Origin of the sequence: Serratia plymuthica NBRC 102599 (assembly GCF_001590925.1) — a bacterium.
Classification (GTDB): Bacteria; Pseudomonadota; Gammaproteobacteria; order Enterobacterales; family Enterobacteriaceae; genus Serratia; species Serratia plymuthica.
Genome location: NZ_BCTU01000047.1, coordinates 1 through 15,390 on the forward strand (window position 1 = coordinate 1; position 15,390 = coordinate 15,390).

Sequence of the window (15,390 nt, forward strand, 5' to 3'; positions counted from 1 at the left end):
AACGCAATAAAAAAGGCGCCCCTTGGGCGCCCTGATGCACATGTTCCGGAACGTTAATCCCAGTTCGGCGCCAGGCCTTCCGGGCTAACCAAACGGCCATTGCTTTCCAGCGTAGCCATCTCCGCCATTTCTTCCGCAGTCAGCGTCAACTGCTGCGCCAGCAGGTTGCTCGCCAGGTTTTCACGCCGGGTGGAAGAAGGGATCACCGCGTAACCCAGTTGCAGCGCCCAGGCCAGGATAACCTGAGCAGGGGTCGCGTTGCGCCGCGCCGCGATAGCCTTGATGGTTTCATCCTGCAGCGCTTTGCCATAGGCCAGCGTCATGTAGGAGGTGATGGCAATGCCGTGCTGCTGAGCAAACTCAACCACCTGACGGTTCTGCAGATACGGGGACAGCTCAATTTGGTTAGTCGCGATCTGCTCTGCGCCCACGGCATCGATCGCCTGCTGCATCAGGTCCAGGGTGAAGTTGGACACCCCGATTTGGCGCGTCAGCCCCAGTTTTTTGGCTTCCAGCAGCTCAGCCATAAACTCGGCAACGGGGACTTCGCCATTGGGTGACGGCCAGTGGATCAGCGTCAAATCAACGTAGGTTGTTTGCAGCTTGCTCAGGCTCTCTTGCAGGCTCGGGATCAATTTACCCTTCGCCAGATTGGCGATCCAAATCTTGGTGGTGATGAACAACTCGTCGCGCGGTATGCCGCTGGCGGCAATTGCCTGGCCCACCGCCGCTTCGTTTTCGTAGATCTGCGCGGTATCAATCACGCGATACCCCAACTCCAGCGCAGTGCTGACCGAGTCGATCACGACCTGATCCTGAAGACGGAAAGTACCTAAACCAAATGCAGGGATGCTCATAATCTTATTCTCTCATTAGGATGTTGATGCGATATGGGAGGATTATGGCAACTGTTTTGTTGATCAAAAACGCCCTATTGCGCATAAGACTTTTGATTAAACGGCAACAATAACCGGAGCGAGCGCCCCGGTTTGAAGGAATTACGCCCAGCGACGCAGGATCAACGAGGTGTTAATCCCCCCGAACGCGAAGTTGTTCGATTGCACGAACTCGGTATCAATTTGCCGATATTCACCCATGATGTAATCCAGATCGCCGCAGGCACTGTCCGGTTCACTGAGGTTGATGGTCGGCGCAAAGCGGCCTTCGCGCATCATCTCCAACGTCATCCAGGCTTCCAGAGCGCCGCAGGCACCCAACGTATGGCCAAAATAGCTTTTCAGCGAGGAGATTGGCGTGCGGTTGCCAAAAATCGCCGCCGTTGCCTGGCTTTCCGCTATATCGCCGCGATCGGTCGCCGTACCGTGAGCGCTGATGTAGCCGATATCGCCGGTCGCCAGCCCAGAGGCCTTCAGCGCCTGTTGCATGCAAATCTGCATGGTTTCCCGCTGCGGTTGGGTAATATGCGCCGCATCGCAGTTGGTCGCAAAACTGATAATCTCGCCGTAAATAGTGGCGCCGCGCGCCTGCGCATGATCCAGCGACTCAAGGATCAAGGTTCCGGCCCCCTCGCCAATCACCAGACCGTCGCGCTGACGATCAAACGGGCGTGGCGACAGATCCGGGCGATCGTTTTGCTGGCTGGTGGCAAACAGCGTATCGAACACCGCCGCCTCCGAAGGACACAGCTCCTCGGCTCCGCCCGCCACCATCACCGTCTGATAACCGTGGCGGATGCTCTCGTAAGCGTAACCAATCGCCTGGCTGCCTGAGGTACAGGCGCTGGAGGTCGGGATCACCCGTCCCCGCAGGCCGAAAAACAGGCCGGTATTCACCGCTGCGGTGTGCGGCATCATCTGCACATAAGTGGTACCGGTGATATTGTTGGTGTGTTTTTCCGTCAGCATGGTGGCGAACTCGCTGACCGGTTTGGTGCTGCCGGTAGAGGAGCCGTAGGCGATGCCGGTCTCGCCGTTGGTCAACACCGCCTCACCCAGCAACCCGGCCTGCTCAAGCGCCAGTTCGGTCGCACGGGTAGCCAACAATGAAACGCGCCCCATCGAACGGATGCGCTTGCGCGTATAATGCTCCGGCAGCACGAAATCATCGATCGGCGCGCCAAGGAGGGTGTTCAACCCCTGATACTCTTCCCATTGCGCCATATAACGCACTGCATTCTTACCCTGCTTCAGCCGACCGGACACGTCCGCCCAGTTATTGCCGAAAGCGGTAACGCCCGCCATGCCGGTCACAACCACTCGCTGCGTCATACCATTCCTCCGTTAATGGAAATGACCTGCCGCGTTACGTAGCCGGCAATATCTGACATCAAATAGCTGGCCAGCCCGGCCACCTCTTCCGCCGAGCCCATGCGTTTGAGCGGGATCGCGCGCATCGCTTCAATCAGCGCCGCCGGCTCCATGTCAATCATACCGGTGTCAATCAGGCCCGGAGCGATGCAGTTAACGGTAATTTTGCGTTTCGCCAACTCGATCGCCAGTGCCTTGCAGGCACCGATTACGCCGGCCTTGGCCGCGCTGTAGTTGACCTGCCCACGGTTACCCATTACGCCGGAAACCGACGACAGCGCAATGATTCGCCCGCCTTTGCGCAGGCCAATCATCGGCATGACGCAGGGGTGAAGCACATTGTAGAAGCTGTCGAGGTTAGTGTGGATCACCCCGTCCCAGTCCTCTTCGCTCAGTGCCGGGAAAGCGCCATCGCGGGTAATACCCGCATTGTTCACCACGCCGTAATAGGCGCCGTGAACCTCAATATCTTGCTCAAGCTGCTCGCGGCACTGGGTGCGGTTGCTGATATCAAACTGAATCAAACGCCCTTGCCCGCCGGCGGCGACAATTTGCTGCAGCGTGTACTCTGCCCCGGTCTTGTCGCTGTGGTAATGAACGACGATCAAAAAGCCATCCGCAGCCAGGCGGCAGGCAATCGCCTGACCGATCCCTTTACTGGCACCGGTGACTAAAACGGAACGCATCATGCGTTTCCCCTTAAGGTAGTCAATTGGATTATTTCTTGTTGATCAGGCTGATAGGTGTTCAGCCTGCCCTGTGCGACCCGCACATTATCGATACTGATTTCACATTCGAAACTGGCCAGTTTTTCGTCTTTCAGCAGTTGCTGCACGCTAACCCGCAGTTCGCTGCCGGCAGGAAATACCGGCAGTTCGCAGTGAATAGCGCGCCCGCCGAGCAACATGCCAAGCCGCGGCGGTTGGGCATGCTGCCTGCCATGCCAGCCGCTCCAGACGCCGATGGCCTGCGCCATCAGCTCAATGCCGTACCAGCCAGGCAGCGCGCCCTGTGTGTCAAGAAAGGGTGCCAATACGCCGTCAGGGCTGACCGTCACCGCGCACTGCGCATGCTCCTCACCCACCTCAAGCACCCGTTCCAGCAGTACCATCGGTGATGCATGGGGCAAATAGTATTCTGCGGTGTGATAACGACTCATGGCGCATCCCCCAGTAACAGGCAGGCATTATTGCCGCCGAATGCAAACGAATTAGACAGGATAGCGCGCTGGCGCAACGGTTGCTGCCGGCAAACCAGGCCTATCGGTGCCAGCTCGCCATCACAGGGCGAAACGCTGAAATCCTGCTGCGGCAATGGCAATGGCTGGGTTAATAACAACCAGCTCAGCGCCGCTTCTACCGCACCAGCGGCACCCAGCGTGTGGCCGGTGAGGTGCTTGGTGGAGCTGCACGGTGTCTGCGCGCCAAACAGGCGATTCACCACCTGAGCTTCTACCCGATCGTTAAGCCGCGTCGCGGTGCCGTGAAGATTGATATAACCGATCTGTTCGGCGCTCAAACCCGCCTGCCGCAGTGCCATCTCGATAGCCCACTCTGCACCGGCACCTTCCGGATGCGGTGCCGACATATGCCAGGCATCGGAAGACTCACCGACACCCAGCAACGCGACGGCTGCCGGCTCACGCGTCAGCAGCATGAGCGCAGCGGCTTCGCCAATATTGATGCCGCGGCGCCCGGCGGCGAATGGCGTGCAACGCTCCGCCGACAGCGACTCCAGGCTGTTGAAGCCGTTGATCGGCATCTGGCACAGGCTATCGGCACCGCCCACAATCGCCGCATCCACCAGCCCGGCATCAATCAGGCGTTTACCGCTGATGATGGCGCGCGCACTGGAGGAACAGGCGGTAGACAAGGTGTAGGCCGGGCCACGGGTAGCAAGAAAAGCGCTGAGGAACTGGCCTGGGTCGCCCAACTCCTGCTGCTGATAATCATAGCCCTGCGGCCACTGCCCTGCCTGATGCCGTTGCAGCGCCAGCTCACCTTCGTGAATGCCGGAAGTGCTGGTGCCCATGATCACCGCAACGCGATCGGCGCCGTAGCGGGCGATGGCCTCATGCACCGGTGCCTCGATTTGCGCCAATGCGGCCAACAGCAGGCGATTGTTGCGAGAGTGATGGCGTTTGAGCGGCTCAGGAATGGCGGGCAGCTCGCCCTGTACGTTACCGAACCAGGATGGCGCGCCGCCGAGCAGCCACTGCGTCTGCCTCTGCATGCCAGGCGATACGCCGCGAGCCAAATTTTCCGCGATCTGCGGCAGACTGCCGCCCAGCGCGTTCACCATACCTACGGCAGTGAAATAGATCATTATTCGCTCCCCAGATTCTGAATGGTGATGCGGTAATGGAAAGCGAATTGGGTTATCGACAGTAGATTGCGTTGGCCATTGGCTTGCTGATAACGGATTTCACTGATCGTCGCGCCGCGATCGTCATACAGACGGCGCACTTCCGGCCGATCCTCCAACCTCCACCCTGCAGGCAGCAAAGGCTGCCAATCGGCCGCTGGCCAATAGCTCAGCATGATATCGGCCAGCACCTGGTTGGCGGGCGGCAGTTCACCCGCGTTGATCAACTGCTCGGTGTGGATCCCCTGGCGATCATAGGTCAGGTTGAACAAGCGGATGCCCAGCGGCGACATCCCCACCAGTTGCAGGCGGCGGCCGTCGGCATTGAGCAGCACCAGCATCGAATGCCGCTGTCCCTTCACTTCGGCGGTCAATAACTGCTGCTGGCTGATCGGTTGCTCTAACACCGGCGGCGGCAATGTCACCCGCGTCCCGGGTTTCAGCCACGCCTGCGACAAGGTGGGATCCTGAGAACCGGCACAGCCGGCCAGCAGGGTTGCCAGCATTAACAGCATTATTCGTAAGCCGCGCATCAGGCTTTTCCTCTTTTTCTTTTCGTTGCTAACGTCAGCGGTGCCAACAGAAATGCCACGGCGATACCGCTGCTTAGTACAATGCCAAAACTGCTGATGGCCTGAGTATGGCTCAGTACCAGCATGCCAAAGGTCAGTTGGGTGGTGAAGACCGCCATAAAGATGGCGAACATCGAGGTGGTCGGCGTGCCCCGGGGATTGGTGAAGAACAGCGTATAGTTAATGCCGATCCCCAAGACCAATATCAACGCCAACAGCGAAAACAGATTCAGCGAATGGCCGCTCAGCGCCAGCACCGCAATGCCGCAACCCAGCGACAACAGCGTCGGCACCATGCAGCGCAGGCCGTGTCCCAACCCAAAACGCCACAGGTAGATCAGTGCGATCGCCGCCACCGACAGCGCCAGCAGGTACGAAAGATACAGCCGGTACTGGCCGAACAGTTCGCTGAATTCGGTTTTCCGGTCGATCCAACCGGTGCCCGGCACCTGCCCAGCCAATGCCTGCATCGCCGCGCTGTTTTGCACGCCGTTGACCGGAACCAGCGCCGCACTGCGGCCGTCAGGCAACGTCAGCCAAAGCAGACGCCAGCCCTCGCTGACCACGCTGTCCAGCCACTGTTGCGGCGTCACCCAATCAGCGGTCAAGTCAGGCGCATTCAGCGTCAGTTCCGCCTGCTGCAACTGCGCCATCACCTGTGGCGCTAGGCGTTGCAACAGGGCGACGTTTTCCTGCTGACGCTGATGCGAAGGCAGCGGCAGCAGGCGATAATCCGCCAGCACGCCTTGCCGTTTGGCCTGCGCCAGCTTGGGTTGCAACAACTCCAGCCGCTGCAGCAGTTGTTCACCATTGGCACCGTACACCACCAGCCATTTCTGATCGTTATGTTGGCCGGTCAACGCGGCGATACGCTGTTCTTGCTGCTGCAACGCCACCGGCAACGCCTGCAGTTGGCCGATATCGTCATCCACTTTCAGTTGGCTGAAACCGGCAATAATGACCAGCAACGCCGCGCCGGGCAGCCCATAGCGCAGCAGTGGCCGGTGGCGCCAGGCGTGCAGCCAACGAAGGATGAGCGCCAGCCCCGGCGCCGGACGCACCGGCAGCCGACGCGACAGCTGCGGATACCAGCAGATCACGGTAATGCAAGCGGCGCTCAGGCCTGCGGCGGCAAACACCGCCAACTGCTGCAGGCCCGGGAACGGCGCAATCAGCAGCGCCAGATAGGCGACCACGGTGGTCAGCAGCGCCATCGACAGTGCCGGCAGCAGTTTTTGCAAACTGGCCAGCGGCGTCGACTGCTGCCCATGCACCCTGCGCTCGGTCAGAAAATAGAGCGCGTAATCTGCCGAAATGCCGACGATGCTGATGCTCAGCACCAGCGTCATCAAATGAATTTCACCAAACGCCAGCAGCGTGGCGACGGTGCCCGCCAAGGCGCCGATCCCCACCGACAGCGCACACAGCAACAACGGCAGTACTGAGCGGAACATTAACAGCACCAGCAGGAAGACTCCCGCCACCGAGGCCAGACCAATGGTCGAAATATCGTGTTCAGCCTGCTGGCTGGCGTAGTTGCTGTAATAGAGCGTGCCGCGGTTCAACACCTCGGTGCCCGGCCAACGTTGTTGCAGTTGCTGTTGCAACGCCGTCAGTTTATCTACCGTGCTTCGTGCGCTGCCAATGTCATAAGAGGAAGCGCCAAGCTCGGCGTGCAGCAGATACCAACTGCGCCCCTGCGGGTCACGCGCCACCAGCCAACCGTTGGATAAGCTCAGTGAACCGCCGTTGCGCTGCTGCGCCAGCTGCGAACCCCGCACCAACATCAGCGGGTCGTTAGCCAGTTCCTTGCCGCTGACGCCGGCGAAGGCCGAGTAAAGCTGGCCGAGGATCCACTGGCTTTGCGCCTCCGGCCCCTGCATTAGCCGTTGCCGGGTGGCATCGTCCAGCAACACGTTGCGGTGCTGATAAAAAAATCGTCCCCACTGCTGCTGGCGTTGCGCGTCCATCGGGCCGCCAACCTGCTGCAATTCCGGCATCTGCCGCAATTGCTGCCACCACCAGCTCACTGCGGCGCTGTCCGCACCTGGCGGTGGGCTCACCAGCCACATCAATTGGCGATCGAGCCGGCGGCTGAAGCCGTCGGCCAGTTCATCGGGCACGCCCGCCAATTGCTGCTTCGGCAATAACGCCAGCACACTGCTGTTGATCTGGCTGCGGGGCAGCAGCCAGCACAGCGCCGCGAGCAATACCAGGCAAATCGCCAACCAGCCAAAGGCCAGCCGCCGATGCTGTTCAGGACGCAAAACGCTGTTGCTCATCAACGGTCAGTTCCTGCGGCGCCGTACGTTGATTAAAGAAGCGAATGTGCGTGGCATCGCTTTGCATATCGTCGATATCAATGGTTTCCAGGAATTGCTCCCCATTGAGCGTAATGCGTTTGAACAAGCGATCGAGCGGCGTGGTTTTTGGCGTCAGTATCAACCGCCATTTGTTGCGCCCCAGATCGCTGAACTGCAAGGCAAAGTTTTGCTCCAGCGCCTGGCTGTCGGCGTGGAACAACGCGGTCAGCAGGTGGTTGAACTGGAACATCTGCGGATTGTTATCCGCCGTCACCACCTGCGGGGGTTGGCCGGCCAGGGTTTGCACCATGCGTTTATCGTCCAGCAACAAGGTCAGCGGGAAAGGTTTCTGCTGTGACCACCACAGCCCTTTTTGCTGGGAAATCAGCAGTTCACCGCTCGATTTCAGCGGTTTCGCCATACCGCTGATGCTGCGCTGTTGCTCGAACTCGGCACGCAACACCGGCTGTTGGCTAAAGCGCTGCTGCAACTCCGTCAACGTGACCGCCTGGGCGCTCAGGCTGAACAGGGCGACAACCATCAATAACCCGCTTTTCATTGCTCGCCCCCGATGTTATCCAACAGTATCTGCGGTGAAACAAAGCACATCTCTTTGCTTTCGACATCCACCGCTACCTGGATACTGTGCCCGCGAGTGGTGGTTTTGCCGCTTTGCGCATCCAGGATACGGTAACCAATGCGCAGACGGTTCTCGTACTCCTCCAGTTCGGCGCAGACGATGATCCGTTGCTCAAACAGCACCGGCGCAATGTATTTCACCCGCGTATCTACGATCGGCCAAACATAACCCGAAGCCTGCATCTGGCGATAACCGTAATTGAACTGTTTCAGCAAGGCTTCGCGCGCGATCTCAAAATAGCGAAAGTAGTTGCCGTGCCACACCACGCCCATGGCGTCGATATCATGGAACGGGATAGTCATCTCAATCCGGGTGGAAAAACGCGGATCCTCTTTTAGCTTCATGTCTCAGGCTCCTGTTGCGCCGACGGCCGCGCCGCCAACTGCCAGAAATCGAAAAAATTGAACCAGTCGAGCGGCGCCAACAGGCAATAGTGCTCGAGCCGCGCGGCATAATTATCTACCGCCTGCTGCAATGCCTGGTGGCGCTGGTCGCGGGGTAGTAGCAGCGGATCGGCAAAGGATTCGAAATACAGGTTCAGCCGCCCCTGTTGCTTGAGGCCGAACATCAGAAATACCGGGCAGCGCAGCGCGGCGGCCAGGACGAACGGCCCCTGCGGAAAAGGCGCCGGCTTGCCGAGGAAATGGCTCCACACCACGCGCGGCCGTTCGCCACGCTGATGTTTTCCGGCGGAGGTACGATCGCCGACAATCGCCACCCATTCACCGGCATTTAGCTTGTCTTGCAGGCGCATGGCCGTTTCCGGACCCAGCGAAGTGACCTGAATCAGATTCAGATTGGCGCGCGGATTCACCTCTTTCATCACCTGGTTGAAGCGCTCGGCATGTTCGGTAAACACCAATGCATTGACCTTAACGCTGGCATCCAGCTCGCCCAGCGCACGACAGGACTCGATATCCCCCAGGTGCGAAGCCAGGATCAAGGTCCCTTGGCCGGAAGCGATCTGCCGCTCGAAGCCCGCGCGATCCACCAACTGAATGTCATGCAGTTCCCCCCGCCAGCTTGCCAGCTTATCGAGCATCGCATCGCCGAAGCGCATAAAGTGACGGAAACTGTTGAGCGGTGCAGGCAAGGCTCGTTGCCTGCCCTGTGCGAACCCCCGTAGGCGTTGCAGATAGTCGCGCGATGCTTCGCGCTGGGCGCGGCCGGTCAGCCAGAAATAACCAATCACCGGGTACAGCAGCAGTTGAAATGCCCGGCGGCCAAATAGCCGGTAAACCTGCAGCATGAGCCGGATGCCCCAAAGACCGTGGCGTTCTTCGGTTGCCGACCAGTGCAGTGATCTCGCCGGCTTGCGGCGCAGCAGGCGTGGAATACGCGGCAACATACCGAAAAACAAACGGGTGTGCATCCAGGAAATACGCAGGTTGTCGCGCAGCGCGTCAAAATGGGAAACGCCATCGGCTGGATAGGTGACGCGCGTCGGCAGGAAACGGCTCGGCACGCCTTGCCAATAGAGCCTGACCATCACTTCGGTATCGAAATCCATGCGCTTACCAAGCGGATGACTCGCCGCCAGCGCCAACGTCGGTTCCACCGGGTAAACGCGAAAACCGCACATGCTGTCTTTCAGCGACAGCGACAGGGTTTCTATCCACACCCATACGTGAGTGATATAGCGGCCATACAGCCGCACCTTCGGTACCGAGCTGTCGTAGACCGGTTGACCGGAAATCAAACATTCGGGGTGAGCGCGCGCTTCGGCGATCATGTCCGGGATATCGCTCAATTGATGCTGGCCGTCGGCATCCACCTGCAGAGCGTGACTGTGGCCCTGGCGGTGCGCCCATTGCAGCCCAGCGATCACCGCCGCGCCTTTGCCTTGATTTTGCTCCAGCCGCAGCAGTTGAACCCAAGGTAACTCAGCCGCCAGCCGTTGCAATTCATCGACGGTAGCGGCAGTGCTGCCATCATCCACCACCAGACAGGGCAGGCTATAACCGGCCAGCGAGGCCAGCACGTCGGCCATCATCTGCCCATGATTGAAACAGGGGATAACAATGCAAGGGGAGAACGGCGCGGTCACTGACATAGCGAAATCTTACCGCTGCTGGCGGTAGCCTCGCCGAGGCGATAGCTGAACAACAACTTGTGGCGCGCCGGTTGCCATTCGAGCAGCAGCAATACGCTCTGCTCCGGTAACAAGGGTTGTTGAAACTTGACGACGTCGATACCTTTGAACGCTGCCTTGATGCCCAATAGCTGATGCGCATACTGCATAGCCCAGTTCACTTGGGCCACGCCGGGCAGGATCGGCTGCTCAGGAAAATGGCCGCGAAACCAAAATAGCCCCTCGGGCAGACGCAATAGCAGGCTGGCGTGGGTCTCATCGCTCACCTGCTGCTGCAGTACCTCAGGTTGCATCATAAAAACAGCTCCTGTAGTTCGGCATAGGCGCGTTTGCCCTGCGGGTTAAGCGGGATGACATCAATAATGCGCCAACTGCGCGGCAGCGCCACCGGCTCCAGCCAGCTGCGCAGCGCCTGGCGCAGTTCTCGGGTGAAAGCCCCTTCGGACACGCGTTGCCGGCGAGCTTCACCGTGCGGGGAAAGCACTATCGCCGCCGCCAACAGGGTGCGCCCTCTTTGCTGGAGTGGCAGTACCGCGGCATCGGCGATCTCCGGCAAGGCTTTGAGGCGTAGCTCAATTTCCGTCAGCGACAGACGTTTCTCTTCTACCTTGATAATCCGATCGGCGCGGCCATTCAGCTGAAATAGCCGGCCATTCGGCGCGAGCTGGATAATATCGCTCAGCGCCGCTTCACCGCTATCAGGTATCAGCGGCGAGGCTACGTTGACGCTTTTATCCGAATTAACCCTTAGCTCAATGGACGTAAACAACCGCCAAAGCTCTGCCTCCTCGGTTTGCCTGCGCCAGGCCAGCATGCCGGTTTCGGTGGTGCCGTAAATCTCCAGCGGCAGCACCTTCAGCATTTGCCGGGTAAGCTGCGCTTCGGCAAAGGTTAGCGGGCCACCGGCGGAAAACACCTGGGCGCAGGCTGAAAACGCCAACCGGTTATCCAAACGTTTAAGCCACGCCGGGCTGCTGACAAAAATCAGACGTCGTTCCTGATGCCTCGCAATCAGTTGCTCATGATATTGCGTCAGCTGCGCATCAAACGGCAGGCCGAGCGCCAGCGGCAGAAACAGGCGGAAACTCAGGCCGTACATATGCTGATGAGACACCGATGCCGCCACGCAGCAGCCCTGAAAGACTTCGCCCCACTCGGCGGCCAACAGTTCGCTCTCGCGATCCATGCAGGCGACAGATTTGCTTACCGCCTGCGGCTGGCCGGTCGACCCTGAGGTATAAAGAATAAATCGGGGATCCTGAGGCCAGGCGGGCAGCGGGATATCCGCCACAGAGCCCTCTGCCACGCTCAGAACCGGCGTACCGGGATTGAGAGGGAAATCGGTCAGCAGAGCGTCGTAATCCGCCCGCTGCTCTTTGAGGATAGCTTCACGCTGGTGACCGAAGATCACCGGCAACCTGGCGGCATAAAGCGATGCCAGCCAGGCAACGGCAAAACGATAACTATCCTCAAAACACAGCGCCCAGCGGCGTTCTTCCCTGCCTGCCAGCCTTGCGGCCAGGGCGGCGACATCGCGGCGGAATTGGCCAAGGCGCAGTGCCTGCGGGCCACGCCAGGCAATAAGCAGGGAATCATCCCGCTTCGCGCTGAGCCACTGGCTCATCGGTAAACTCAGGCGCGCCTGATCCTTTTCCTGACTATCCATTCAATACCCATTAATGCCCCCATCAGCAGATAACTGATGCCGCCGTTATACAGCGTCCAGAGCGCTATATCACCTGACAGGCAGGTTGCCAGCGCTATTGCGCCATTAACAATAAAGAACCCGCACCAGACCTGATTCACCCGTCGGGTATAAGCCACGCCGGCGGCATCCAATTGCGGTTCGGTAATTCGTGCCAGCCGCTCAACCACCGTAGGCGGCGAAAACAGGGAGTAGGCAAACAGCAAAAGCAGTAAAACGTTGACCAATACCGGGTAATACAGCAACCAGTGGGTCTGTTTTAACCCCCAACTGGCGAGTGCCAGTAAGATACCTACTCCGGCTAACGCCTTGCCCAGCCACATGTACCGGTGCAGGTTGCCGCGCAAAACCAACAGCCGCAACGCAAAAACCGCCGCCAGTAAGGGCGCCAGGATTGTGGTTCCCCAACGTGTCAGGCCGGCCCACACCCCCAGGGGGTAAAGCAACAGCAGCAGCCAGGTCAGGCTCTGCAGCAACCGCAAAACAGGGTTCAGCCAAGAAGCGGTTCTCATCTTAGCGCCGCGGCGTTAACTGTCTGATTTCAGCAGTTCATCGATAGCGTCAACCACGTCCTGCACGGTACGCACCGACTTGAACATTTCCGGCTTAATCTTCTTGCCGGTGGTTTTCTGCAGATGCACCACCAGATCTACCGCATCAATGCTGTCCAGCTCCAGCTCTTCGTAAAGGCGGGATTCCGGTTTGATATCATCAGCATCCAGTTCAAACAGTTTGACCAGCAGCGCCTGAATTTGCAGGTAAATAGCTTGCTTATCCATGAAAACCTCTTATTTGCTACGCAGTGCAGAAACAAACTTCACCAGCGTTTCCACGGAATAAAAATGTTGGCGCATATCTTCGCTTTCAGCTGACAGCACCACGCCATAACGGTTCTTTAATGCCAGGCCCAATTCCAACGCATCAATCGAGTCCAGGCCCAGTCCATCACCAAACAGCGGTGCTTCGGCGTCAATCTCCTCCGGCGTCATACCTTCAAGATTGAGCGTATCAATGATCAATTGCTTGATTTCGGTGCTCAATAAATTCATTCCACTATTTCTCATTATTTATAGAGTCTGACTGTAAAGCGTCAGTTAAATGCTGGGTTAATCTTCTTGCCGCAAGGGCGGGAGAAACGTCATCCGCACGAATAAAGGTACGGGTTTCGATCTTATCCTGAACGGTGATATGGAACTGAGGTTTTATCGGCGGAATGTTATACCATTTACCCTGTTTCGTCAGCATGGGCGGGCGACAGTGAATCTGTACCACCCTAATGTCACACTGGCTGCGCAGCGCTATATTTGCCGCCCCTCGCTGTAGTGTGAGTGCCTTGCCTGGCGAGGTACGTGTCCCCTCAGGGAAGATCAGGATAGTCCCGCCGCTAGCCAGACGTTGCCGGCATTGTTCCAGCAAACGATCCGACTCCGCATTGGCCAGGTAACCAGCCGCCTTTATCACGCCGCTGACAAACACATTATTCAGCAGGGCCTCTTTAACGATGCAGTCGCAGCGCGGCATGCGCGAAGCCAGCAGCACATAATCCAGCAGGCTGGGATGGTTGGCGATCACCAGACAACCGCGATCCTCTTTGAGGCGCTCGGCACCCTCGAAACGGTAATCCAGTACGCCCAAAAAGCGCGTAGTGCCCAGAAAAAAGCGAAAGCTGTTTCGGATTGAATTTTGCGTCAGTTGGCTGCGGCGCGCAGGATCGCGCACTGCCAGACGCATCAGGTTAAACCAGATGCCGGACAGCAATAGCCCGCCGAGGCCGAAAAGCGAAAAACACAAACCGGTGGCGATAATCCGCCAGCAACGGTTCATCCATGAAGATTGCTCGGGGATTTGTTCAGCAGGTATAACCCTGACCATCAGCGCTCCCACATCCAGCAGTGCTGCGGGCCAGGCACCGTGAATTCTTTATCTGCGCCAAGCCAGCCACGCAAAAATGACAGGCTCTGTGGTTCCTTACGGAGATCCAGGCCAGGCCTTACCGTACGACAATTCAATGAATTGCCGCTTTCGAGCAGCAGTGCGACCGCATAGGGGAAGGGATTCGCCGGAATGAAAGGCTGGTAAACCTCCGGTACGATACCGTCAAAATCAATTAATAGCACCCGCTCGGCACTGCCGGTGGCCAACACGGCCTGGGCTTCAATCATTCCCTGTTGAAAGCTGTCCTCACCCGCAGCCAGTGAGGTGGTCGGTAAGGTATTCTTCGCCGTAATGGTCAACCACCCCGCAGCGGTGTTGTGCACCGACATCGCAAAATCTGTGGGTGACAATGGCTGTTCCTGATGCAGATGCTGAAGAATTTTGTGCGTACGCTCCAGCTCACCGTGACGACTGGTAAAAATCGCCATATCCGCCTGATGGTCGTTTAATAAGATCAGCCCGCTCTCGACGGCCAACCGCGTTCCAACACTCATCCGCCGTAGCGACATCATGGGGATATGGGAACATGCGGGTAACGCCCCCCGGTATTCAGCGGCAAGATGCGTCTCTGTAGCCCACTGGCGCCATGCTTCACGCGTTCCACGATCGGGAGCCATCGCCCACCAACTGAGTATATTCATGCAGCCCGCCATTAATGCTATTACAGGTCAGAAAAATTCCGTGCGTAAATTTATTATATTTAACCCAATAATGCATGCGCAAAATTCCTATTTTCACTCGGAATACTCGATTAAATGATTAAGCTTAGTTATAGACATAACCTGGAGAGAGTTAAACGACGTAAAATTATCACGATAAAAATCATCCATATTTATCGACAATGGTTCTTATTGGTACCTTAATGAAGGTGGTATCTCGCCTAAAACATTCTAATAGCTAATGTATTTATTATTTACCATCACTCGGGGAAAAGAGTATGAAACCCTTAACACGCATTTTAGCTGGCGTATTCGTCGCCGTTCTGGCTGGTGGCTGTGCAGGTACCGCTCCCGTGTAAAACATCAACCAAAGCGTTGCCGGCAACCACAGCGAAGTTCAGGTGCGTCAGGCCTATTCTCTACGCCTGGCTTAACCGTGGCTGGATCATCAACCCCGTCAGTGAAGGCGTTATCGATGGCAAAATATTGTTGCGCGGCCACAGTGCCGATATCCGTATCACTTACAGTACAAATCGTTACCAGATTAGGCATGTGGGAAGCAACAATATGGATGCCAAAGAGGGCAAGATTCATTCAAATTACAATCGCTGGGTGGCTAATCTGAATAAGGACATTCAGTTAGAACTGGCACGGCAGAATATTAAATAACCTTCTTCAAGGTACATCACCCGGTAAAAGTAATGATGTCGGGTATATTATTCTTTATGTTGGCGTTAAATTCAGACAATTATTTATCAATAATAGCCTTTCACCGCATAAAATACGCACGATATTTCTATCATGACAAATTTTCAATATGAAAAAGCCCTGAGTCATAGACTCAGGGCTTATC

General features: G+C 57.5%; 17 protein-coding genes and 1 pseudogene. 1 reads left to right on the forward strand and 17 read right to left on the reverse strand.

Annotated elements, in window-relative coordinates:
- Positions 1 to 53: 53 nt before the first annotated feature.
- The 17 genes from dkgB to SPL01S_RS23800 all read right to left on the reverse strand — a co-directional run bounded on the left by dkgB (position 54) and on the right by SPL01S_RS23800 (position 14,531).
- Complete coding sequence (dkgB, locus tag SPL01S_RS23720; RefSeq protein WP_063203102.1) at positions 54 to 857, reverse strand: 2,5-didehydrogluconate reductase DkgB; 804 nt, start codon at positions 855 to 857, stop codon at positions 54 to 56.
- 141 nt (positions 858 to 998) lie between these two features.
- Positions 999 to 2,228 carry a beta-ketoacyl-ACP synthase gene (locus SPL01S_RS23725; RefSeq protein ID WP_063203105.1) on the reverse strand — a complete coding sequence of 410 codons (1,230 nt, stop codon included), beginning with the start codon at positions 2,226 to 2,228 and terminating at the stop codon, positions 999 to 1,001.
- On the reverse strand, positions 2,225 to 2,956 hold the full coding sequence (locus SPL01S_RS23730; RefSeq protein ID WP_020438498.1) for a 3-ketoacyl-ACP reductase FabG2: 732 nt from the start codon (positions 2,954 to 2,956) through the stop codon (positions 2,225 to 2,227). Before SPL01S_RS23730 ends, SPL01S_RS23725 begins: the two co-directional genes overlap by 4 nt.
- Positions 2,953 to 3,426: a hotdog family protein gene (locus SPL01S_RS23735; protein ID WP_063203107.1), complete on the reverse strand. Its 474-nt coding sequence runs from the start codon at positions 3,424 to 3,426 to the stop codon at positions 2,953 to 2,955. Before SPL01S_RS23735 ends, SPL01S_RS23730 begins: the two co-directional genes overlap by 4 nt.
- The gene (locus SPL01S_RS23740; protein WP_063203109.1) at positions 3,423 to 4,592 is read right to left on the reverse strand and encodes a beta-ketoacyl-[acyl-carrier-protein] synthase family protein; all 1,170 of its coding nucleotides are present in this window, start codon (positions 4,590 to 4,592) and stop codon (positions 3,423 to 3,425) included. The genes SPL01S_RS23735 and SPL01S_RS23740 overlap by 4 nt, the downstream gene beginning before the upstream one ends.
- Positions 4,592 to 5,164: a DUF3261 domain-containing protein gene (locus SPL01S_RS23745; RefSeq protein ID WP_063203112.1), complete on the reverse strand. Its 573-nt coding sequence runs from the start codon at positions 5,162 to 5,164 to the stop codon at positions 4,592 to 4,594. Before SPL01S_RS23745 ends, SPL01S_RS23740 begins: the two co-directional genes overlap by 1 nt.
- Positions 5,164 to 7,485, reverse strand: a complete 2,322-nt coding sequence (locus SPL01S_RS23750) for an MMPL family transporter (protein ID WP_120978360.1) — start codon at positions 7,483 to 7,485, stop codon at positions 5,164 to 5,166. Before SPL01S_RS23750 ends, SPL01S_RS23745 begins: the two co-directional genes overlap by 1 nt.
- On the reverse strand, positions 7,460 to 8,065 hold the full coding sequence (locus tag SPL01S_RS23755) for a LolA family protein (protein WP_063203114.1): 606 nt from the start codon (positions 8,063 to 8,065) through the stop codon (positions 7,460 to 7,462). The genes SPL01S_RS23750 and SPL01S_RS23755 overlap by 26 nt, the downstream gene beginning before the upstream one ends.
- Positions 8,062 to 8,490, reverse strand: a complete 429-nt coding sequence (locus SPL01S_RS23760; RefSeq protein WP_063203116.1) for an acyl-CoA thioesterase — start codon at positions 8,488 to 8,490, stop codon at positions 8,062 to 8,064. Before SPL01S_RS23760 ends, SPL01S_RS23755 begins: the two co-directional genes overlap by 4 nt.
- Positions 8,487 to 10,199: a glycosyltransferase family 2 protein gene (locus tag SPL01S_RS23765; protein ID WP_063203118.1), complete on the reverse strand. Its 1,713-nt coding sequence runs from the start codon at positions 10,197 to 10,199 to the stop codon at positions 8,487 to 8,489. The genes SPL01S_RS23760 and SPL01S_RS23765 overlap by 4 nt, the downstream gene beginning before the upstream one ends.
- Entirely contained in the window at positions 10,190 to 10,534 is a 345-nt protein-coding gene (locus tag SPL01S_RS23770; RefSeq protein ID WP_063203120.1) for an ApeI family dehydratase, read from the reverse strand. The genes SPL01S_RS23765 and SPL01S_RS23770 overlap by 10 nt, the downstream gene beginning before the upstream one ends.
- Positions 10,531 to 11,904: an AMP-binding protein gene (locus SPL01S_RS23775; RefSeq protein ID WP_063203122.1), complete on the reverse strand. Its 1,374-nt coding sequence runs from the start codon at positions 11,902 to 11,904 to the stop codon at positions 10,531 to 10,533. Before SPL01S_RS23775 ends, SPL01S_RS23770 begins: the two co-directional genes overlap by 4 nt.
- On the reverse strand, positions 11,871 to 12,455 hold the full coding sequence (locus tag SPL01S_RS23780) for a COG4648 family protein (RefSeq protein WP_063203124.1): 585 nt from the start codon (positions 12,453 to 12,455) through the stop codon (positions 11,871 to 11,873). The genes SPL01S_RS23775 and SPL01S_RS23780 overlap by 34 nt, the downstream gene beginning before the upstream one ends.
- Before the next feature lie 15 nt (positions 12,456 to 12,470).
- Positions 12,471 to 12,722, reverse strand: a complete 252-nt coding sequence (locus SPL01S_RS23785; protein ID WP_004948952.1) for an acyl carrier protein — start codon at positions 12,720 to 12,722, stop codon at positions 12,471 to 12,473.
- A 9-nt stretch (positions 12,723 to 12,731) separates the two neighbouring features.
- Entirely contained in the window at positions 12,732 to 12,992 is a 261-nt protein-coding gene (locus tag SPL01S_RS23790; protein WP_004948950.1) for a phosphopantetheine-binding protein, read from the reverse strand.
- Positions 12,993 to 12,996: 4 nt separating this feature from the next.
- Positions 12,997 to 13,815, reverse strand: coding sequence for a lysophospholipid acyltransferase family protein (locus tag SPL01S_RS23795; RefSeq protein ID WP_063203126.1), 819 nt, complete (start codon positions 13,813 to 13,815; stop codon positions 12,997 to 12,999).
- Positions 13,815 to 14,531: a beta-ketoacyl synthase chain length factor gene (locus SPL01S_RS23800; protein ID WP_063203129.1), complete on the reverse strand. Its 717-nt coding sequence runs from the start codon at positions 14,529 to 14,531 to the stop codon at positions 13,815 to 13,817. The genes SPL01S_RS23795 and SPL01S_RS23800 overlap by 1 nt, the downstream gene beginning before the upstream one ends.
- A gap of 284 nt (positions 14,532 to 14,815) precedes the next feature.
- Here SPL01S_RS23800 and SPL01S_RS23805 point away from each other — a divergent pair.
- Positions 14,816 to 15,206, forward strand: a pseudogene (locus tag SPL01S_RS23805) (hypothetical protein).
- Positions 15,207 to 15,390: the final 184 nt, after the last annotated feature.